Source organism: Parasphingopyxis sp. CP4 (assembly GCF_013378055.1).
In the GTDB taxonomy this organism is placed as follows: Bacteria; Pseudomonadota; Alphaproteobacteria; order Sphingomonadales; family Sphingomonadaceae; genus Parasphingopyxis.
Genome location: NZ_CP051130.1, coordinates 1,873,211 through 1,893,170 on the forward strand (window position 1 = coordinate 1,873,211; position 19,960 = coordinate 1,893,170).

At 59.3% G+C, this 19,960-nt stretch carries 22 protein-coding genes; 12 read left to right on the forward strand and 10 right to left on the reverse strand.

The annotated features are described in order from the left end of the window. Window positions 1-37: 37 nt before the first annotated feature. From HFP51_RS09050 to coxB, 5 genes are all read right to left on the reverse strand, one after another. On the reverse strand, window positions 38-523 hold the full coding sequence (locus HFP51_RS09050) for a cytochrome c oxidase assembly protein (RefSeq protein ID WP_370462955.1): 486 nt from the start codon (window positions 521-523) through the stop codon (window positions 38-40). Window positions 524-585: 62 nt separating this feature from the next. Further along, window positions 586-717: a hypothetical protein gene (locus tag HFP51_RS14715; RefSeq protein WP_255454618.1), complete on the reverse strand. Its 132-nt coding sequence runs from the start codon at window positions 715-717 to the stop codon at window positions 586-588. After that, window positions 714-1,664, reverse strand: coding sequence for a heme o synthase (locus HFP51_RS09055; protein ID WP_176875422.1), 951 nt, complete (start codon window positions 1,662-1,664; stop codon window positions 714-716). The genes HFP51_RS14715 and HFP51_RS09055 overlap by 4 nt, the downstream gene beginning before the upstream one ends. A 48-nt stretch (window positions 1,665-1,712) precedes the next feature. After that, complete coding sequence (gene ctaD, locus HFP51_RS09060; RefSeq protein WP_176875423.1) at window positions 1,713-3,368, reverse strand: cytochrome c oxidase subunit I; 1,656 nt, start codon at window positions 3,366-3,368, stop codon at window positions 1,713-1,715. Between the two features lie 11 nt (window positions 3,369-3,379). After that, entirely contained in the window at window positions 3,380-4,450 is a 1,071-nt protein-coding gene (gene coxB / locus HFP51_RS09065; protein WP_176875424.1) for a cytochrome c oxidase subunit II, read from the reverse strand. Between the two features lie 179 nt (window positions 4,451-4,629). Here coxB and pyrE point away from each other — a divergent pair, with 179 nt between their 5' ends. From pyrE to HFP51_RS09095, 6 genes are all read left to right on the forward strand, one after another. After that, a complete protein-coding gene (gene pyrE, locus HFP51_RS09070; protein WP_176876622.1) occupies window positions 4,630-5,214 on the forward strand; it encodes an orotate phosphoribosyltransferase in 585 nt (194 codons plus the stop codon). Beyond that, window positions 5,211-6,284, forward strand: coding sequence for a serine hydrolase (locus HFP51_RS09075; protein ID WP_176875425.1), 1,074 nt, complete (start codon window positions 5,211-5,213; stop codon window positions 6,282-6,284). Before pyrE ends, HFP51_RS09075 begins: the two co-directional genes overlap by 4 nt. Next, a complete protein-coding gene (locus HFP51_RS09080) occupies window positions 6,281-7,012 on the forward strand; it encodes a pyridoxine 5'-phosphate synthase (protein WP_176875426.1) in 732 nt (243 codons plus the stop codon). The genes HFP51_RS09075 and HFP51_RS09080 overlap by 4 nt, the downstream gene beginning before the upstream one ends. Continuing rightward, window positions 7,009-7,410 carry a holo-ACP synthase gene (gene acpS, locus HFP51_RS09085; RefSeq protein ID WP_176875427.1) on the forward strand — a complete coding sequence of 134 codons (402 nt, stop codon included), beginning with the start codon at window positions 7,009-7,011 and terminating at the stop codon, window positions 7,408-7,410. Before HFP51_RS09080 ends, acpS begins: the two co-directional genes overlap by 4 nt. 62 nt (window positions 7,411-7,472) lie before the next feature. Beyond that, window positions 7,473-8,345, forward strand: coding sequence for a signal peptidase I (lepB, locus tag HFP51_RS09090; protein WP_370462956.1), 873 nt, complete (start codon window positions 7,473-7,475; stop codon window positions 8,343-8,345). Next, window positions 8,342-9,460: an AI-2E family transporter gene (locus HFP51_RS09095; RefSeq protein ID WP_255454619.1), complete on the forward strand. Its 1,119-nt coding sequence runs from the start codon at window positions 8,342-8,344 to the stop codon at window positions 9,458-9,460. The genes lepB and HFP51_RS09095 overlap by 4 nt, the downstream gene beginning before the upstream one ends. 6 nt (window positions 9,461-9,466) lie before the next feature. Here HFP51_RS09095 and HFP51_RS09100 read toward each other — a convergent pair whose 3' ends face one another. The 3 genes from HFP51_RS09100 to panC all read right to left on the reverse strand — a co-directional run bounded on the left by HFP51_RS09100 (window position 9,467) and on the right by panC (window position 11,498). Continuing rightward, window positions 9,467-10,090 (reverse strand): FKBP-type peptidyl-prolyl cis-trans isomerase, encoded by a 624-nt coding sequence (locus tag HFP51_RS09100; protein WP_176875428.1) that lies wholly within the window; start codon window positions 10,088-10,090, stop codon window positions 9,467-9,469. A 146-nt stretch (window positions 10,091-10,236) separates the two neighbouring features. Continuing rightward, window positions 10,237-10,533: a hypothetical protein gene (locus tag HFP51_RS09105; protein ID WP_176875429.1), complete on the reverse strand. Its 297-nt coding sequence runs from the start codon at window positions 10,531-10,533 to the stop codon at window positions 10,237-10,239. Window positions 10,534-10,652: 119 nt separating this feature from the next. Beyond that, window positions 10,653-11,498: a pantoate--beta-alanine ligase gene (gene panC, locus HFP51_RS09110; RefSeq protein WP_176875430.1), complete on the reverse strand. Its 846-nt coding sequence runs from the start codon at window positions 11,496-11,498 to the stop codon at window positions 10,653-10,655. Window positions 11,499-11,603: 105 nt separating this feature from the next. Here panC and HFP51_RS09115 point away from each other — a divergent pair, with 105 nt between their 5' ends. From HFP51_RS09115 to HFP51_RS09130, 4 genes are all read left to right on the forward strand, one after another. Beyond that, window positions 11,604-12,380, forward strand: a complete 777-nt coding sequence (locus tag HFP51_RS09115) for a division plane positioning ATPase MipZ (RefSeq protein ID WP_176875431.1) — start codon at window positions 11,604-11,606, stop codon at window positions 12,378-12,380. A gap of 7 nt (window positions 12,381-12,387) precedes the next feature. Then, the gene (locus HFP51_RS09120) at window positions 12,388-12,804 is read left to right on the forward strand and encodes a DnaJ domain-containing protein (RefSeq protein WP_176875432.1); all 417 of its coding nucleotides are present in this window, start codon (window positions 12,388-12,390) and stop codon (window positions 12,802-12,804) included. A 78-nt stretch (window positions 12,805-12,882) separates the two neighbouring features. Continuing rightward, the gene (gene pgmG, locus HFP51_RS09125) at window positions 12,883-14,265 is read left to right on the forward strand and encodes a phosphoglucomutase/phosphomannomutase PgmG (protein WP_176875433.1); all 1,383 of its coding nucleotides are present in this window, start codon (window positions 12,883-12,885) and stop codon (window positions 14,263-14,265) included. Then, window positions 14,265-14,669 carry a DUF1801 domain-containing protein gene (locus tag HFP51_RS09130; protein WP_176875434.1) on the forward strand — a complete coding sequence of 135 codons (405 nt, stop codon included), beginning with the start codon at window positions 14,265-14,267 and terminating at the stop codon, window positions 14,667-14,669. Before pgmG ends, HFP51_RS09130 begins: the two co-directional genes overlap by 1 nt. A gap of 171 nt (window positions 14,670-14,840) precedes the next feature. Here the strand turns inward: HFP51_RS09130 and HFP51_RS09135 are convergent, their stop codons facing one another. Beyond that, the gene (locus HFP51_RS09135) at window positions 14,841-15,839 is read right to left on the reverse strand and encodes a ligase-associated DNA damage response exonuclease (RefSeq protein WP_176875435.1); all 999 of its coding nucleotides are present in this window, start codon (window positions 15,837-15,839) and stop codon (window positions 14,841-14,843) included. 40 nt (window positions 15,840-15,879) lie between these two features. Here HFP51_RS09135 and HFP51_RS09140 point away from each other — a divergent pair, with 40 nt between their 5' ends. Beyond that, the gene (locus HFP51_RS09140; RefSeq protein ID WP_176875436.1) at window positions 15,880-16,419 is read left to right on the forward strand and encodes an HD domain-containing protein; all 540 of its coding nucleotides are present in this window, start codon (window positions 15,880-15,882) and stop codon (window positions 16,417-16,419) included. 6 nt (window positions 16,420-16,425) lie between these two features. On the opposite strand, the gene HFP51_RS09145 is transcribed toward HFP51_RS09140, so the two are convergent. Continuing rightward, window positions 16,426-17,334 carry a sulfotransferase domain-containing protein gene (locus tag HFP51_RS09145; protein ID WP_176875437.1) on the reverse strand — a complete coding sequence of 303 codons (909 nt, stop codon included), beginning with the start codon at window positions 17,332-17,334 and terminating at the stop codon, window positions 16,426-16,428. Window positions 17,335-17,438: 104 nt separating this feature from the next. Between HFP51_RS09145 and HFP51_RS09150 the strand changes: the two genes are divergently transcribed. Further along, window positions 17,439-19,862 carry a ligase-associated DNA damage response DEXH box helicase gene (locus HFP51_RS09150; protein WP_176875438.1) on the forward strand — a complete coding sequence of 808 codons (2,424 nt, stop codon included), beginning with the start codon at window positions 17,439-17,441 and terminating at the stop codon, window positions 19,860-19,862. Window positions 19,863-19,960: the final 98 nt, after the last annotated feature.

Genomic DNA, 19,960 nt, shown 5'->3' on the forward strand with positions numbered 1-19,960 from the left:
ATTCCCTTTAGAAAGCGTGTGAATCGGGTTTCTAGCCCTAGGACGTCTCGTCGTCCACGGGGTAGAAGGTATAAGACAGTGTAATCTCCTCGACATCCCCAATATCGGGATCGTCAAGAATTGCCGGATCGACAAAATAGGTCACCGGCATGCGAATATCTTGCCCGGGCTCGAGCGTTTGACGCTCAAAGCAGAAGCATTGAATCTTGTTGAAATAGCGACCGGCTTCGAGTGGCGTCACATTAAATGTCGCCGTACCCGTCAAAGGCCGGGTGCCGAGATTTTCAGCCCGGTAAAATGCCAGTGACCGCTCGCCGATCTGGACAGTTTCGGTGTTCCGCTCCGGGGCAAAATTCCATGGCAGGTCCCGCGAAATATTCGAATCGAAACGCACCCGGATCATTTGGCCGGTGGCCGCCATATCGGTCGACATGGCTTCAACCCTCTGGGTCGTGCCGCCGAACCCCGTAACCTGACAGAAGATCCGGTACAGCGGGACCGAAGCAAAGCCGAGCGCGACCATGCCGGCGACCAGCAGAACCGCCAAGACGGCACTGCGCCGGTTCTTCTGCTGGAGCGCCAGATTCACGATGCCACCACCAATTTGGTGATCGTGATCAGGTAAAAGAGGATCGCGAGACCGCCAAGGATCAGCGCGGTAACCAGCGCCCGGCTTTTCTGGCGCTTGCGAATGATATCTTGTTCTTCAGGGGTCATGCAGCCGCTCCCATAGCCAGGATTGCCGGCACCCATGCATCCACAACGAGCGCACCGAACAGGGCGAAAAGATAGAGGATCGAAAAGAGGAAGAGCCGCTTTTCCGGAACCATATGCGCGGTCTTGGTCGATGGATTGCGCCACACTGAAATAGCCAGAAGCAGGAAAATCGCGCTGAGGCCGGTCGCCGTCAGCCCGTAAATCGCGCCGGCCAGTCCAAGCGGCCAGGGTGCAATGGCAACCGCTGCCATCGGCAAGGTATAGACCAGCATCTGACGCCGGGTGGAGCGGGTGCCCGCCACGACTGTCATCATCGGTACGCCAGCGCGCGCATAATCGGCATTCACATAGAGTGACAGGGCCCAGAAATGCGGCGGCGTCCACAGGAAGATAAGGGCGAACAGCAGGATCGGCATCATCGTGATCTCGCCGGTTGCAGCGGCCCAGCCGATCAGTGGCGGAAACGCGCCAGCGGCGCCGCCAATCACGATATTTTGCGGCGTGCGGCGTTTCAGCCAGATTGTGTAGATGCAGACATAGAAGAGGATTGCAGCGGCCAGTGTCGCAGCAGCCAGCCAATTGGCCGCCATGCCCATCAGGATAACCGAAAAGACACCCAAGCCTACCCCGAAATGCAGCGCGGTTTCCCGGTCCATGCGGCCAGCGGGCAGCGGTCGATCGGAGGTCCGCTGCATCACGGCATCGATATCGGCTTCATACCATTGGTTGAGGGTCGCTGCCGCACCATGCGCCAGGGCGATAGCCAGGATCGCGCTGAATGCGAGGATCGGATGTAACTGGGTCGGCGCTGCCAGCATGCCGGCGAGCCCCGTAAACACCACCAGCTTCATCACGCCGGGTTTGGTCAGCGCGTAGAAATCGCGCCAATCGGCGATTATCGGGCTCGTCGCAGACGAAACCGGATTAGAGGCGGTGTTAGTGTTCATTCATTCCATCCGGGTCCGCCACCCGGCGAAGCGGGCGGCGGCCTGGTCCTAGTCGACTTTCGGCAAGGTATTGAACTGGTGATATGGCGGTGGGCTAGACAGCGTCCATTCGAGCGTGGTCGCTCCTTCGCCCCAATAATTGTCGTCCGCCTTCTTACCGGCAATCAGCGACCAGATCATGTTGACGAAGAAGATCGCCATGCCTGCGGCCATGATCCAATAGCCATAGTTCGCGATTTCATTCCAATAGGCCTGGCTGTCCGCATAGTCCGGATAACGACGCGGCATGGAGTCCAGTCCGAGGAAGTGCATCGGGAAGAACAAGACGTTCACGCCGATAAAGAAGACCCAGAAATGGAGCTGACCGAGAAATTCGTTGTACATTTTCCCGAACATCTTGCCGAACCAATAGTACCAGCCGGCGAAGATCCCGAAGACGGCACCAAGCGAGAGCACATAGTGGAAATGGGCAACCACATAATAGGTGTCGTGGACAATATCGTCGAAGCCCCCATTGGCGAGAACGACGCCAGTGACACCGCCAACCGTGAACATGAAGATGAAGCCCAATGCCCACATCATCGGTGTCTTGAACGACATGGATCCACCCCACATGGTGGCGATCCAGCTAAAGATCTTGATGCCCGTTGGCACTGCGATGACCATTGTCGCCGCCGTGAAGTAGAGCTTCATGTTGAGCGACAGGCCGACCGTGAACATATGGTGCGCCCAGACGACAAAGCCGACCACGCCGATCGCGACCATGGCATAGGCCATGCCGAGATAGCCGAAGACAGGCTTTTTGCTGAACGTCGCCACGATCTGACTTACCATGCCAAAGCCCGGCAGGATCATGATGTACACTTCGGGATGGCCGAAGAACCAGAACAGATGCTGGTAGAGCAGCGGATCACCGCCACCGGCCGCATCGAAGAAGGTCGTGCCGAAGTTACGATCCGTCAGCAGCATCGTGATCGCCGCAGCCAGCACCGGAAGCGCCAGCAGCAACAGGAATGCGGTGACGAGGACCGACCATACGAACAGCGGCATTTTGTGCAGGGTCATGCCCGGCGCGCGCATGTTGAAGATGGTCGTGATGAAGTTGATCGCACCCAGGATCGAACTCGCGCCTGCCAAGTGCAAGGAGAGGATCGCCATATCGGTGGCCGGCCCGGAGGCTTGCGTCGATAGTGGCGCGTAGACCGTCCAGCCGGTGCCACCACCAAGGCCCGTCGATCCCATCACCTGGGTCGATCCGAGAAGCAGCAGGAACGCCGGTACGAGCAGCCAGAAGCTGATATTGTTCATCCGCGGGAAGGCCATGTCCGGTGCGCCAATCATCAACGGCACGAACCAGTTGCCAAAGCCGCCAATCATCGCCGGCATCACCATGAAGAAGACCATGATCAAGCCATGGGCCGTAATCATCACATTCCAGAAATGGAGCGCGGCATTGCCGGTCTCACCTGTCCAGGCTTCCAGATACTGGATGCCCGGCTCGGCCAGTTCCATCCGCATCATGCCTGAAATCGCGCCGCCGACTATCCCGGCAAAGATCGCGAACAGAAGATATAGGGTGCCGATATCCTTGTGGTTCGTGGACATGAACCAGCGAACGAAGAAGCCGGGCTTGTGATCCGCGTCGTGATGCGCATCATCCTGGCTGGCTTCGAAATGGGAGGGAGTGGCTGCAGTATCAGTCATTATGCGAACCCTTAGCTTGCTGTCGCGGCGGTATCAGCCACGGCAATTTCTGCGGCATCGTCAGCCGTTTCTGTTTCATCATCGGCCGACGCGTCTTCCGCGCCGTCTTCGGCCGCCGCTTCGTCGCCGGGCATGGTGCCGCCCTGCAGGGCGACCCATTGCTCAAACTCTTCTGGCGAGACCACTTCTACGGCAATCGGCATGAAGCCGTGGCGGGCGCCGCACAGTTCCGAACATTGCCCGAAATATACCCCTTCGCGATCAACTCGTGTCCAGGTTTCATTAAGGCGTCCGGGTACGGCATCCATCTTCAGCCAGAATGCCGGCACGGCAAAGCTGTGCAAAACATCGCTCGCGGTGATCAGGAAGCGGACATTGGTTCCCGAAGGAATCACCAACCGTTCATCAACCGCCAACAGGCGCGGGCCATCTTGATCGGTGCGGAAACGCGCACCTTCCTGCTGCTCACCTTCTTCTTCCAGCATATTGGAAACGAGCAGAATATCGCCATGATCGGGATATTCGTAAGTCCAGTTCCACTGGTTGCCGGTGACTTTCACCGTAACGGTTTCGCCTTCCGGCAAATCATATTGCGCCTGGAGCAATCCGATCGACGGAACCGCAATAAAGACAAGGATCAGCACGGGAACCAGGGTCCAGATCACTTCGAGCGTCGTATTGTGTGTCGTTTTGGACGGATTGGGGTTGGTCCGGCGATTGTAGCGGGCCATCACCCAGAGCAGCAGGAACAGGACGAGCAGGGAAATAACCGTGATGATCGGCATCAGCAGCGCATCATGAAACCAGCGGGCGTCTTGGCCGATCTCCGTCACCTGGACGGGCAAGCCCATGCCGCCGGTTGGCTGGCCAATTTCCGGATCGGGAGCAGCATAATCAAATGCCGGTGTTTCGGCAGCAACCGACTCGGCCACATCGCCTTCGGCGCCGGGTGCCGGAGCCAATTCAGCTTGCGGGGCCGGTGCAAGATCCGGCTGCGGCGCAGCGGCGCTGGCCGCCGACGTTACGGAAAGCGAAGCCACGGCCAAACCTGCAGCTAGCGTCAAGGTCTTCAGAATATGCATTTCATCCCCGTTGGATCCGCTCTGATGGCGGTCGATAGAGCTCACGCCATAGTGAAACTTGGGCGCCTTATAGTGCCGAGTTTTCATAGCCTCAACCTTCACTTTCGGGAAAATGTGCGGGTTGAAGCCAAGTTTGCAGCCGCCTATGTCGCCCCGGGCAAACGACAAGGGAACGCATGATGACCGACGACGACATACTTTCTGAGTTTCGCGCGGCACAGGCGCTTCTTGAGGGCCACTTCATCCTGTCGTCCGGAAAGCGCAGCGCGCGCTATCTGCAATGCGCGCGCGTGTTGATGGATCCGATGCGCGCATCGCGTCTGGCATCAACCCTCGCATCGCGCTTGCCGCGAGAAATCCGCAGTGAGATTGATGTGGTTGTTTCACCGGCCATGGGTGGCGTGATTATCGGCCATGAGATGGGCCGCGCACTGGGCCTCGATGCCCTGTTCCTGGAACGTCCCGAAGGCACGTTCGAATTGCGCCGGGGTTTCGCCATCGAACCTGGCCAGAAGGTTCTCATGGTCGAAGATGTCGTCACCACCGGACTCTCGTCGCGCGAAGCCATCAAGGCGGTCGCCGATGCCGGCGGCGAGGTCATCGCCGAAGCCGCTCTGGTCGACCGGTCCGGCGGAGAGGTCGATCTCGGAGTCCCGTTCATTCCGCTGATTTCTCTCGATTTTCCGGTCTATGATCCTGATGACCTACCGGACGAACTGGCCGCTATTCCCGCCATAAAACCGGGCAGCCGTGAGAAGGCATGACCCGCATCCTGGTCGCCTTGCTCGGGTTGATCGGCCTGGCGACGCCCGCCCTGTCTCAGGGGTTGGACACAAGGCGGATTGACGGACTCGCCGAACTGGCCGGATTTAATGGCCTGATCCTGATCTCGCAGGGCGATACGATCATCTACGCCGGCGCGCATGGTGAGGTCCGACCCGGCAGCGGCGAGCGTCATCGGCTCGATAGCCGCTGGCGCTGGGCATCGATCACCAAGCAGATCGTAGCCACGCTGGCGATGCGCGAAGTTGCCGCTGGGCGTCTCGATATCGATACGCCAATCGCCGAATATTGGCCCGACTTTCCCAATGCCAATCGCGACACGCTGACAGCGCGGCACCTGCTTCAACATATGTCGGGGCTGCCGGATCCCGAGAGCACCCAAGTTGAGCCAGGCTCTGTGCCAGAATTTTATTCGATCGATGGAACGCTGGATATATCACCCAGCGGATTTTGCGCCGGACCCAACCGAACCACGCCCGGCTCGACCTATAGCTACACCAATTGCGACTATGTGGTTCTGGGCGGCGTGATTGAACGGGTGAGCGGGCAATCGCTCGACCAGCTGGCCGCCGACCTGTTTCCCGCAAACCACGCCTTTTATCCGCAAGGCCAACCAACGATTTCAGGCTATCATCACGATCAGCCCGAGCCGCCCGTCAATTTCGCCAGCTACGGCGGAGCCGGCAGCATGAACGGTACGATCCATGATCTGTGGCGCTTTGATCGCGCCTTGATGCGCGGTGAACTTTTACCAGCCAATCTGCGCGATGAGATGTGGACCGGCGATCCGGCAATCGGCTATGTCGCGCTTGGCCAATGGGTTTTTCCGGCTCCGCTGGCTGGCTGCCGGGAACCGCAACGGCTTGTCGAACGTCCCGGTGCCATTATCGGCGTGCAGGGGCGCAACTATCTATTGCCGGAGCTGGACATGGCCATAATCCTCTTCACCAATCGCAGCGAAGGCGAATTCCCGCTTGGCCATATCGCGCATGAACAGGCGTTTGGATTTGATGTCGTGTCGGCTGCGGTCTGTCGAGGACAGTCCGAATGACCACGCAGCCGCTTCGCCTTGGTGTGAATATCGATCATGTCGCGACTATCCGGAACGCGCGCGGTGGTGATCATCCCGATCCTGTGCGCGCCGCGGAACAGGCGGCCCGGGCTGGCGCCGACGGCATCACCGCGCATTTACGTGAAGATCGCCGCCACATCACCGATGGCGATATCGAGCGATTAAGCGACGCGCTGACCATTCCGCTCAATCTGGAAATGGCGGCGACCGATGAGATGCTGGAAATTGCGCTGCGCCACACCCCGCACGCCGCCTGCATCGTCCCGGAGAAACGCGAAGAGCGCACCACCGAAGGCGGTCTGGATGCGGCCGGCGGTCATAATCACCTTGCGCCCTTCGTTACCGAACTCAGAAACGCCAACATCCGGGTCAGCCTGTTTATCGAGCCGGATCCTGCACAGGTCGAAGCCGCGATCCATCTGCGCGCACCGGTCGTGGAATTTCATACCGGGCGCTACGCGCATCTCGAAGGCGAGGAGCGGACCGAAGAGCTGCGCCGGATCGCCGATGCCGCGGCACTGGCGGCGAAGAATGGCATCGAACCGCATGCCGGCCATGGGCTGACTTTTGACAATGTCGGCCCGATTGCGGCGATCCCGCAGCTCGCCGAACTCAATATCGGCCATTTCCTGATGGGCGAAGCAATCTTCACCGGACTGGAGAGCAGTGTGAGCCGTATGCGTGAATTGATGGATTTGGCGCGATGATTGTCGGCATCGGATCAGATCTCTGCAATATCGAGCGGATTCAGAATTCGCTCGACCGTTTTGGTGAACGCTTTGAAATGCGCGTATTCACTGAGATCGAACGCGCCAAGGCGCAGCGCCGACCCTTCACCATTGCCGGCACTTATGCCAAACGCTTCGCCGCCAAAGAGGCCTATTCCAAGGCGGTGGGCACCGGTTTCCGTCAGGGTGTGTTCATGAAGGATATTGGTGTAGTGAATGCCAGATCGGGTGCACCGACACTGGAACTGGCGGGCGGCGCAAAAAAGCGGCTTGACGCGCTGACCCCACCCGGCCACCGGCTGGAAGTGCATTTAACGATGACCGACGATCATCCCTGGGCGCAGGCATTTGTCATCCTCTACGCCCGCCCTGAATAGAAAAGACGAAAAAGCGAGTGAGTGAATTGGATCAAGAACGCGCAAGCGACAGCGAAGAACAATTGGCTGCGGCCCTGAAGGCCAGCGAGGATTGCGCGGCTGTCGCAGAGGATGCGGATGAGAAAAAGCCAACCGATTGGTGGGGTGAGATCAAGGGCATCTTCTGGCTGGTACTGGCGGTGCTCGCTTTTCACAGCTTCGTCGCCAAGCCTTTCTATATTCCGTCAGAATCGATGATGCCGGGGCTCATCAAGGGCGATCGCCTGGTCGTCACCAAATATCCCTATGGCTGGTCCTATGTATCGCCGTCCTTCCATGTCCTGCCCTTTATCGAAGGGCGGCTGTTCGGCCGCATGCCGGAACGTGGCGACGTCGTCATTGCCGTGCCGCGCGGTGCCAGGGCCGATTATATCAAGCGCGTCATCGGCCTGCCGGGCGATACGCTCGAAGTCCGTGGCGGTATTGTCTATCTGAACGGCACAGCCTTGCGGCGCGAAGAGCGCGAGCCGGCGATGATCCCGATCGACGAAAATGTCCCCTGCACCGATTTCCCGGCGCTCGCGATCACCGGGGAAGACGGCCTGCGCTATTGCCGCATGCCGGTGCACCGCGAATATACGCCCGAGGGCCGTTTTTATGACACGATCGATCTTGGCCCCTCGCCAAGCGATTTCTACGGGCCAGTCACAATCCCCGAAGGCCATGTCTTCCTGATGGGCGATAATCGCGATCAGTCGGCCGATAGCCGCGCGTCTCTGATGGGGGGCGGGCTGGGCGGTCCGGTACCTGTTGAGAGTATCGGCGGGCGCGCTGAATTCATCACCTTCTCGCTCGACGGGACGTCCGAATGGTACAACCCGATCAGCTGGTTCACTGCGATGCGCAGTGGCCGCGCGGGCACCGGACTTCATCCCGGTGAGGATAGCAGCGAGTGAGTCAGCGGGACGATAGTCCCGGGCCGTATGACGGCAAGGCGGGCCCGGCTGAGGTTCGCGACCCGATAATTCGGCAAGAGCTGAAGCGCGCCATTGCCTGGGCAATGGTAGCGATCGCGGTACTCCTAATCTGGCAACTGGCCCAGGCGATCCTGTTGATCGTTGCCGGCCTGGTCTTTGCGTCCCTGCTCGATGGCGGCTCCAAGCTGCTCCGGCCCATCATCCCCCGTCACCGCACCATCCGATTGTTGATTGTCGTGTTGATGATTGTCGGCGGTCTTGCCGGGATCGGCTGGCTGGCGGGTATCGAAATCGCCAACCAGGCGGAAGAATTGCGCGACACATTGAGCGAACAATTTGGGCGACTGCTCGCGATGCTCGACGAGCTCGGCATGACCCCGGGCGGCACAGAGATCACGCAAATCCTGCGCGATGTTCTGGGGTCGGTTGGAAGCCTGACCTCCGCCCTCACCTCGGCTGTCAGCGGGGTTGCGACGCTATTCCTTATCATGGTGATCGGCCTGTTCATCGCTGTCGACCCGAACATCTATGATCGCGGTGTGCAGTGGATGCTGCCGCGCGGCACCCGGCCGGAGTTTCGCAAAACAACAGCCCGGATGGCCAAGACACTGCAACGCCTTTTGGCCGGACGTGTGCTCGGCATGATCTTCGAAGGCTTCATCACCTGGCTGCTGCTGACGATCGTCGGTGTGCCGATGGCGTTACTGTTGGGGATCCTGGCCGGGCTCCTCGCCTTCATCCCGAACATCGGCGCCTTTATCACCGGCGTGTTGATGGTGGCAGTCGGCCTGAGTGCCAGCCCCGAACTCGGCCTCTATGCCTTTATCATCTATCTCGTGGTGCAGACCTTTGACGGTTATGTCGTGATCCCGTTGGTCGCCAAGCAGACGGTAGATTTGCCGCCAGCTCTCACTTTGTCGGCGCAGATCCTTTTCGCCGCGCTGTTCGGGATCATTGGCCTCGCGCTCGCTGATCCGATCGTGGCCATGGCCAAAGCCGCGCTCGAGCGCCGGTCTGAGCATAATGACGAAGAGGATGAAGAAGCACAGCGGCGCGCCGCCGAAGCGGGCGCAACACCAACCGATCCTGGTTAGCGAGCCTTATTGACCCGGTGCGGGCGGCAAAGCACCCGGCGGTGGTGCGGCCCCTGGCGGTGGTCCACCCGGGCCACCTTGCAAGCCCATTTGCTGCATCTGGATCTGCATCATCTGCTCGCGAGTGATGAAATCGATCAGGTCGACATCGAAGACCATCACGGAATCCGCCGTGATCGGACTGCCCGGTGGCGGGTTTTCACCATAGCCGAGTTCAGGCGGCAGCCAGAAACGATAGCGCGCGCCGCGGGTCATCAATTGAATGCCTTCCGACCAGCCGGGCACGACCTGATCGAGCGGCAAGCCTTGCTGCTCGCCGGAGTCAAACACTGTGCCGTCAATAAGCCGGCCTTCATAATTGACGATCACCCCAGCGCCCTGACCCGGGCTACCCGCATCGTCGCCGGTTTCGAGCACCTGATATTGGAGACCGCTATCTGTCGTTACGACGCCAGCTTGGCCGCCATTCCAGGCGAGGAAATCTTCGGATGTACCGTTCATCGCAATCGTCCGCGCAGTTGCGTGCCAGGCAAATGCCCCCGCCGCGAGCAGCAGGACAATGATCCCCAGCCATAATTTGCTGAGTGTGCCTTTCTGAATGGGGCGAAGCGGAACGGCGGTAACAGTCATGGCGGTTTCCCAATTATCTGCGCGGCGGCAATCTGCGCGTCAGGCAAAAATAATGGGCCACCCCTATGGAGCGGCCCCGGAAAAATCCAGCCGTAAATTATCGATCGACAGATCAAACCAGGCGAGGGTCGCCCGGATTTGGCAGATTAGGCAGCTTGCCGATCAAGCGAAGAGAGCCAGGCGCGGGCCTGTTTCTGGGCTTCGGCAATTTCGCGAGCGGTCATTTCGTCGGATATTTCTGCGCGACAGCGCTGGGCCTTTTCATGTCCGCGAACTGCGGCAAGGTTGAACCATTTATGGGCTTCGATGAGATCGATATCGAGCCCGTCCGTCCCGGCGGAGTAAGCAATGCCAAGATCGAAATAGGCGTTCTCGTCTCCAGCAGCTGCATCTCTCAAGCGGCTCTCGATCAGAAAATTCGCGGTTGCGGCACTGTGCGCCATGTCCCTGTTCCCCTTTTTGACTGTCGTCGAAAACAGGGATGGCGGGTTATGGATAATAAAAGGTTAACGCGATTAACGGTTTTTTCGTCACGACGGTCAGCTCAGCTACCATGATCTCTCTAGGCTGGATTCACGGCAATATTGTCAATCAGCCGAGTCTGGCCGATCCGCGCCGCTGCGAGCAGCCTGGCGGGTCGCTCCAGTCGGTCAACCGGGTCAAGCGTGTCCGCGTCGCGCAGCTCGACATAGTCGACCAAGGCAAAGCCTGCATCGATCAGCGATGCTTGGGCCGCGCCTAGTGTTTCGCCGACAGCCGCACCGCCGATGATCGCATCTGCGGCCGAACGAAGGGCATTGCGCAGTGCGACGGCGCGCCCCCGCTCGTCAGCCGTCAGGTACATATTGCGCGATGACATGGCGAGGCCGTCCGTCTCGCGCATGGTCGGCACGCCAATTATCTCGATCTGAAAATCAAGATCACGCGCCATACGGCGGATCAGAGCGAGTTGCTGGTAATCCTTCTCACCGAACAGCGCATAATCCGGCAGGATCTGGTTGAAGAGTTTGGCAACGACAGTCGCAACGCCATCGAAATGCCCGGGCCGAGCCGCCCCGCACAGACCCTCACTGACACCGGTAACCGCAATCGAGGTCGAGAAGCCGTCTGGATAGACTTCATCCGGTGTCGGTGCCCAAACCAGATCGCAACCCGCCGCCTCGAGCTTCGCTGCATCCTCTTCCTCGGTGCGCGGATAGGAATCGAAATCTTCACCCTCGCCAAACTGGGTCGGATTGACGAAGATCGACGCAACCACATGATCGGCAACCTCGCAGGCCCGCTCAACCAGCGAGATATGTCCGGCGTGGAGCGCGCCCATTGTCGGAACCAATGCTATCGTGCCGCCATTCGACCGCAGTTCGCCAATCGCCGCGCGAATTTCGGTTAAGCGTCTCTTTAATTGCACCGGTTTCGGTCCTCCGATAAAGCAAGGGTCGCTTGTGCGGGGCCGGGGGGCCCGAATCAAGCTTGATCATTTTCTCGGGGACCAGGCACTTTGTCCAACTGCCACATGATCGTATTCGCCAATGAAAAAGGCGGCACAGGCAAGTCTACGACCGCCGTGCATACAGCCGTTGCGCTGGCAGCTGCCGGGCGGGAGGTCGCGGTATTGGATCTCGATACGCGCCAACGGACAACGACTCGTTACCTCGAAAACCGCGAATCCAGCGCGAACCGGCTCGATTGCGCCCTGCCTACGCCGCGCTTCATGGTGCATGAAGCGGATAATCTGGTCGGTTTTGAACGCAGCATCGAAGCGCTTGCCGAGGATAGCGAGTTTCTGATCATCGACACGCCGGGTCGTGACGACCCATTGGCACGCATTTCTGCTGCTCGCGCCGATACGCTGGTGACACCGATCAATGACAGCTTTGTCGATCTCGACCTGATCGGTGAAGTCGATCCGGAAGATTATACGGTGCGTAAACCCAGCTTCTATGCAGAACTGGTTTGGGAGGCCCGCAAGGCAAAGGCGCAGACGGGGGGCGAGGTCGACTGGGTCGTCCTGCGCAATCGGCTCCAGCATATCGGTGCGCGGAATATGCTCCGCGTGGCAGACGCACTGCGCGACCTTTCCCGCCGGGTCGGTTTCCGGGTTATTCCTGGGCTTTCCGAGCGGGTTATCTATCGCGAGCTATTCCCAAGCGGATTGACGCTGCTTGATATTGATCATTTTGAATCCGTTGGCATGAGCCATGTCGCCGCGCGGCAGGAGCTCCGCGAAATGGTCGCGGCGCTGCAGCTTCCCGAAAAGGGGGTTACGCAAGAGATGTTTGAGACGGTATAGAGAGACCATGCATTTCCTGCTGCTCGCATTTGGCGCGATCGCGATCTGGGCCTGGTGGACCGGGCGATTGCAGCGCAGCGACAGTGGTGATTGGGCGGCAATTGCGGCGGTTATCCTCGGATTCAAGCTGTTTACAACCGGTCAGGGGCTCCTCGCACTAATCTGTTTTTCTGGCGTTGCCGCATGGGCGGCCTATCGATCACAACAATTTCGGCGCGCAATGATGCCGGTCGCTGAAGCGCGAGAGCTTCTGGGGGTCGGCGAAGATGCCGATAAGGCGACAATTCGCGCTGCGCATCGTCGCTTGATCGCAAAAGTTCATCCGGATGCCGGCGGATCGGCCGAATTGGCCCGCCGGGTCAATGCGGCCCGTGAAATCCTTCTTTCAGAGGTGCGCAATCAGATCCCTGACAGTAGCGAATAATCCGTTTTCGCCTTGCGCGGTGCAGGGGCATCGGCAAAGGCGCAAAGCTTCTAAGCTATTCCGCAAATTGGAGCCTTAATGACCCATCAGTTCGATCCCACAACACTTCGCGAATATGACATTCGCGGTATCGTCGGCGAGACATTGAGTGAGGATGACGCACGCGCGATCGGACGTAGCTTTGGCACGATGATCCGGCGTGCCGGGGGCAGTCGCGTGGTTGTGGGTTATGATGGCAGGACCAGTTCTCCGATACTGGAAGAAGCGTTGGTCGAAGGATTGAATGCCGCCGGTGTCGATGCGGTCCGGATCGGGCTCGGGCCCACACCGATGCTCTATTATGCCGAAGCCGTGTTAGAAGTTGATGGCGGCATAGAAATAACCGGCAGTCACAACCCCGCCAATTATAATGGCTTCAAGATGGTCTTTCAGCATGGACCGTTTTTTGGAAGCGATATCCAGGCGCTGGGAGCGATGGCGCTCGCGGGAGACTGGGAAAGCGGTTCCGGTACGAGCGAAACGGTCGATATCGCTGACGCCTATGTTGATCGCCTCGTGGCGAGCCATGCGGGCGGCGAGTTTCGGATCGGCTGGGATGCGGGCAATGGTGCGGCCGGCGAGATTGTCGAACGGCTTGTCGCTCGGCTTCCGGGCGAACATTTCACGCTTTTCACCGATATCGATGGGTCTTTCCCTAATCATCATCCCGATCCAACAGAAGAAGCCAATCTCGCAGATCTCAAGCAGCTCGTCGCGGAGAAGAATCTCGATTTCGGAGTGGCTTTTGACGGGGATGGAGACCGGATCGGTGCGATCGATGGCACAGGCCGCGTAATCTGGGGCGACCAACTGCTCGCGATATTGGCGGAACCTGTCCTGTTAAAGGACCCGGGCGCAACGATTATCGCGGATGTGAAGGCCAGCCAGGCGCTGTATGACCGGATCGCGGAACTGGGCGGCAATCCGCTGATGTGGAAAACCGGCCATTCGCTGATTAAGTCCAAAATGAAGGAAACAGACTGTCCGCTGGCCGGCGAGATGAGTGGCCATGTCTTCTTTGCGCAGGATTATTACGGCTTTGATGATGCGCTATATGCCGCCGTCCAACTGATTTCCTCGGCCCATATTCTTGACCAGAGTGTCACCCAATTGCGCGATGCCATTCCAGATATGATCAATACGCCCGAGATGCGGTTCCAGGTGGATGAGAGCCGCAAATTCGCCGTGATCGATGAGGTGCTGGAGCGCCTGCGCACGGAAGGCGCGAACGTCAACGATACGGACGGCGCCCGGGTTAACACCGAGGATGGCTGGTGGCTGTTGCGCGCGTCCAATACGCAGGACGTACTGGTTGCCCGCGCCGAGGCTAAGAGCGAAGCCGGTCTCGAACGGCTGATGGCGCAGATTGACAGTCAGCTTGCCGCCTCCGGCCTCGAACGCGGACCGCAAGCCGGGCATTGATGGTCGAGCCGGCCTTCCAGTCGGACGCGGTCGAGAATCGGTTCGCTGCCTATGCCGAGCCAATGCGCGATCGGCTGCTTGCACTGCGCGCCCTGATCTTCGAAACGGCAGCCGCCACCGACGGTGTGGGCGCAATTGAAGAAACACTCAAATGGAATGAGCCTGCCTATATAGCCAAAACCGGGACCACGATCCGGATCAACGCGCATAAAAAGTCCGAGACCGAGTACGCCCTCTATGTGCATTGCCAGACCGATCTGCTCGACCGCTATCGCGCGCTCTATTCGGAAGAACTCGAGTTCGACGGGAATCGGGCGATCCTTTTTGATGGCGCCGCCCGATTACCAACCGATCCACTGCGCCACTGTATCGCAATGGCCCTGCTCTATCATCAGAAAGCTTAAGGCTGCATTTTTTGCAACGCACAATATGATTTCGCACTTGCAGCAAAACAGAGGCGAGGCTATCAAGGTCCTGCCTTTTAAGGCATCCTCTCCTATACTTAGGGGCTGCCCGCTTGCGAGCAGCCCCATTTTTTTGGATTGGCCTGGTGCGGCGCAACATAATTGCTCCGCCTAATCGTCTTCGTCCTCACGACCGGCCATTGCGAGCGCACGTGCCTTGATCTGGCGAGTCTCGCACCAATGCACGAGCGCATCTTCGCGGCCATGGGTGACCCAAACCTCTTTCGGGCGCAGCTCCTCAAGCGTGCTGGTCAACTCATCCCAATCGGCATGATCCGATAGAATAAGCGGAAGCTCGACATTGCGTTGGCGGGCCCGCTGGCGAATGCGCATCCAGCCAGATGCCATCGCCGTGATCGGATCCGGCAGCCGCCGCGACCAACGATCGTTTAACGCGCTGGGTGGTGCGATCACGATCGCACCGCGCATATCCTCCTTGGATGCATCGGTCGCCGGACGCAGCTCTCCGAGAGCTACACCATGGTCTTCATAGAGATCGCACAGCCGTTGGAGCGCGCCATGAATATAGAGCGGTTCACTATGCCCCGCGGCGCGCAACTCGGTGATCACCCGCTGCGCCTTGCCCAACGCATAGGCGCCGACCAGCACACAGCGATCGGGATTGGCGGCATGAGCATCGCGGATCTTGGCAATCTCGTCCGCCGTGTCGGGATGGCAAAATACGGGCAGTCCAAAAGTCGCCTCGGTGATGAAGATGTCGCAAGGTACCGGTTCGAAGGGCGGGCATGTCGGATCGGGACGGCGCTTATAATCGCCCGATATGACGACGGTTTCTCCGGCATATTCAAGGACAATCTGGGCTGAACCGAGCACATGCCCGGCCGGGACAAAGCGCGCGCTGACCTCTCCGAACATAACCGGCTCACCATAGGTGACAGGGTTTGCGGATTGCGGGCCGTAGCGCACCTCCATGATCGCGAGCGTTTCGGTGGTCGCCCAGACCGCACCATGGCCGCCGCGCGCATGATCGGCATGGCCATGGGTGACCAGAGCCCTGTCCTTCGGCCGGGACGGGTCAATCCAGATATCCGCGACCGGCACATAAATGCCTTCAGGGCGCGGATCGATCCAATGTCCAAGACGGGCCATTTCAACTATATAGTCAATCATAACGGAGTAGACACAGACAATGACCGAATATCCAAACTCCCCCGCCCTGCTGCTTGAAGCAGCGCGCTTTTCTGCAGAGCGCCACCGCAACCAGCGCCGCAAAGATGCGGACGCGACGCCCTATATCAACCACCCCCTATCTGTGGCCGCATTGCTGGCTGAACATGGCGTAGTCGATGGCGAAGTGCTGGCCGCCGCGCTCCTTCACGACACGGTCGAGGATACCGAAACGAGTTTTGAAGAACTTGAGATCAAATTCGGCGCGCGGGTGACCGCGATCGTCGCCGAAGTGACCGATGACAAGGCACTCCCCAAGGCCGAACGCAAACGGCTGCAAGTCGCGCATGCGCCACACAAATCGCCGGACGCGCGCTTGGTGAAGATTGCTGACAAGACCAGCAATCTCACCGATATTGTGCATTCGGCGCCGGGCTGGCCACTCGAACGCAAACAGGATTATTTCGATTGGGCGAAAGACGTTGTCGACCTCATGCGCGGGATCAATGCTGAACTCGAAGCGGCCTTCGACGCGATCTATGCGAAGCGGCCGACCGAATAAGGCGCGTTATCCGCGCGCCCTAAGCGCCGCATCGAGCGCTGCATAGTCGGCAAAGCCCAGTGCAGGCTCGATCCGCTCGGCCCAGATCGCATCCATGGCGTCGGCGATCTCGACCGGCAGCTCTTTCTTGTGCCCGCCAACCCCACCCTTTCTGACTTTTGCTGAGTCACTGCCGCTCGGCAGGTTGCACCGGCGTTCCGACAATCGCCGGTTCATCGCATCGTCGAAATGATCCTTATGCTCGAGCATATAGGCAAGCGATGATCGCTCCAGGGTGAGGGCAAGAAGATCGTCGGAAAGCGCGATACCGCAAAAATCGGCAACCCCGCGAACATGGTCTTCGGGTGTTTCGATCATATGCTCATAGGTGACGAGCATGACATTCGGATTATCGATCTGTTCCCACCAGCTGAGCAGATGATCCCAATAGCCGCCGCCTTCGGGCCCACCGATCTTCCAGCCTTCGAAGAAATGCTCGATCGGCACGGTGCCGGGCTCGATGAACCAGCCTTCCATGAAACGAAACATCGAGACGAAGGCGTCTTTCGGGTTGCGCAGCGATACGATGTAGCGCGCGCCCTTGGGGATGGCGGTGTAGGAGAGATGGCTCTTGAAGCCGCGCGGTTCGGCGCGTTGCTCGGCATTGATGTCGATTTCCAGGCCGATCGTTGGTTCGATCCATGGCACGACGCGCGAAATATCGTCAAAATCCATGTCGCCACCGGTGCGCAGCTGGTGAAAGGTCTGCTGGAGCCAGGTCGTCCCGCATTTTCCATAGGGGGAGATGATCACATCGCTTGGCCGCGGCTGATAGGATTCAATGGCCCTGGCCACTTGTTCCGGCACGAACATCTTGCCCATCAATTCGCCAAATTCAGGCGCACTTTGCGCCCGCCGTGGTGTGCCATCCGTCATCTATGTCCCCCTTGTGCTGGATCGCTGTATCGGTGCGGACCTGCCGAAAGGCAAGCGGCGCTCTAGAGTCTCGCAACTCTCGATCAATCGTCTAGACTGGGACCGTGTCCTCCCCCCTGCCCTCACCCATCCTGAGCTGGTTCGATGAACGCGGTTGGCAACCGCGCCGCCACCAGCTCGACATGCTCCATGCCGCGCGAGCGGGAAAACATGCCCTGCTCGTCGCGCCGACCGGAGCAGGCAAAACTTTAGCTGGCTTCCTCCCCAGCCTTGCGGATCTGGTGGACAATCCCAGCGACGGATTGCACACCCTCTATGTCTCTCCGCTCAAGGCATTGGCGGTTGATGTGCAGCGCAACCTGCTTGGACCGATCGACGAGATGGGCCTCGACATCCGGGTCGAGACACGCACCGGGGACACACCCCATAATCGCAAGGTGCGGCAGCGGCAGCGGCCCCCGCATATGCTGCTCACCACCCCGGAATCGCTGAGCTTGCTGGTGTCTTACGCGGATAGCGCGTCGCTATTTGCAGACTTGAAAACCGTGATCGTCGATGAGGTGCATGCCTTTGCCACCCAGAAACGGGGCGATCTCCTCAACCTGTCCATGTCCCGCCTGCAAAGCCTTGCGCCGGGTCTGCGCCGTGTCGCGCTATCGGCAACTGTCGCCGATCCGCATGGCTATGCGGAATGGCTGGCACCGAATGGCGATACGGGTTCGGTCGAAAAGGTGATCGGCGAAGACGGTGCCGAAGCCGAGATTGAGATCCTGCTGCCCGAAGATCGCGTGCCCTGGTCTGGTCATTCGGGAGCCTATGCGACCGAACAGGTGATGGACATCATCGCCCAGCACAAGACGACGCTCGTTTTCTGTAACACGCGCGGCTTGGCGGAACTCATTTTCCAGCAGCTATGGAAAGCCAATGGCGGCGAGCTCCCGATCGGCATCCATCATGGCTCGCTCTCGCGCGAGGCGCGCCGCAAGGTGGAAGCGGCCATGGCGCGCGGCGAGCTGCGCGGACTCGTCGCGACCGCCAGCCTCGATCTGGGAGTTGATTGGGGCGATGTCGATTGTGTTGTGCAGATGGGTGCGCCCAAGGGTGCCTCGCGATTGCTGCAGCGGATTGGCCGCTCCAACCACCGGCTTGACGAACCGTCCAAGGCGATCCTCGTTCCCGGTAATCGCTTTGAATATCTCGAGGCCCGAGCCGCGCTTGATGCGGTAAGCGAGCGGGAGCTGGATACCGAGAGCTTCCGTCCCGGCAGCCTTGATGTGCTGGCCCAGCATCTGATGGCCTGTGCCTGCGCTGCACCGTTCGAGGAAGGCGACATGCTCGCCGAAATCCGGTCGGCAGCTCCCTATCGCAACTTGCGGTCAGCCGATTTCAGCCGTGAGCTCGAATATATCGCCAATGGCGGATACGCCCTGCGCGCCTATGACCGTTACAAGCGGCTGGTGAGCATGGTCGATGATGACGGACAAACAATCTGGCGCGTCAGCCACCCCAAATTCGAAAAGCAGCATCGCCTCAATGCCGGCATCATCGTCGATGCGCCGATCCTGGACGTGCGCTTCAAAAATGGCCGCAAGCTCGGCACGGTCGAGGAGATGTTTGCTGCCTCGCTATCGGTCGGCGACACATTCTTTTTTGCCGGCCTCAGCCTGGAAGTGCTGTCGATGAAGGATACGGACCTGTTCGTGCGCGCCTCCACACGACCAGCGCGGATACCGACCTATGGCGGCACCCGCATGGCGCTGTCGACCAATCTCGCCGATCGGGTGCGCGGGTTTCTGAACAACCCGGCGGAATGGGAAGCCTTTCCCGAAGATGTTGAAGAATGGCTCCGTGTCCAGTCCGAACGCTCTGTCCTGCCCAAGCCGGGCGAGCTCTTGATCGAGACATTCCCGCATGAGGATCGCCACTTCATGGTCGCCTATAGTTTCGAAGGCTGGAATGCCCATCAATCGCTCGGCATGCTGGTGACCCGGCGGATGGAGAGTGCTGGCCTGAAACCGATCGGCTTTGTTGCCAATGATTACAGCTTCGCGACCTATTCACTCGAGCGCGTGCGCGACCCAGTGCCTTTATTCTCTACCGATATACTGGAGGATGAATTTGTCGACTGGGTCCAGAACAGCCATCTTCTCAAGCGCGCCTTCCGCGATGTGGCCGTGATTGGCGGGCTGGTCGAACGCCAGCATCCCGGCAAGCGCAAAACCGGCAAGCAGGTCACTTTCTCGACCGATCTCATCTATGACGTGTTGCGGCGATACGAACCCGATCATCTGTTGCTTCAGGCGGCCTGGGCGGATGCGCGGACCAAGCTCACCGATGTCGGTCGCCTCGCCAGCCTGCTCGAACGCGCAGCCGAGACAATGGTGCATGTCGATCTCCCGCGCGTTTCGCCCCTCGCGGTTCCCGTATTGGTGCTGATCGGACGCGAACATGTGGCCCAGGGTAGCGTTGATGACGCCCTGCTCATTGAAGCGGAAGCGCTGGCTGATATCGCAATGAAATCGGACTAGTTACTCCGATTCGATCTAATTTAATGCCATTTATCGACGGTATTGCGACATTTGTCGTTACGAATCGGTTTATCGACACAGATGTACCGCCCGTCGAA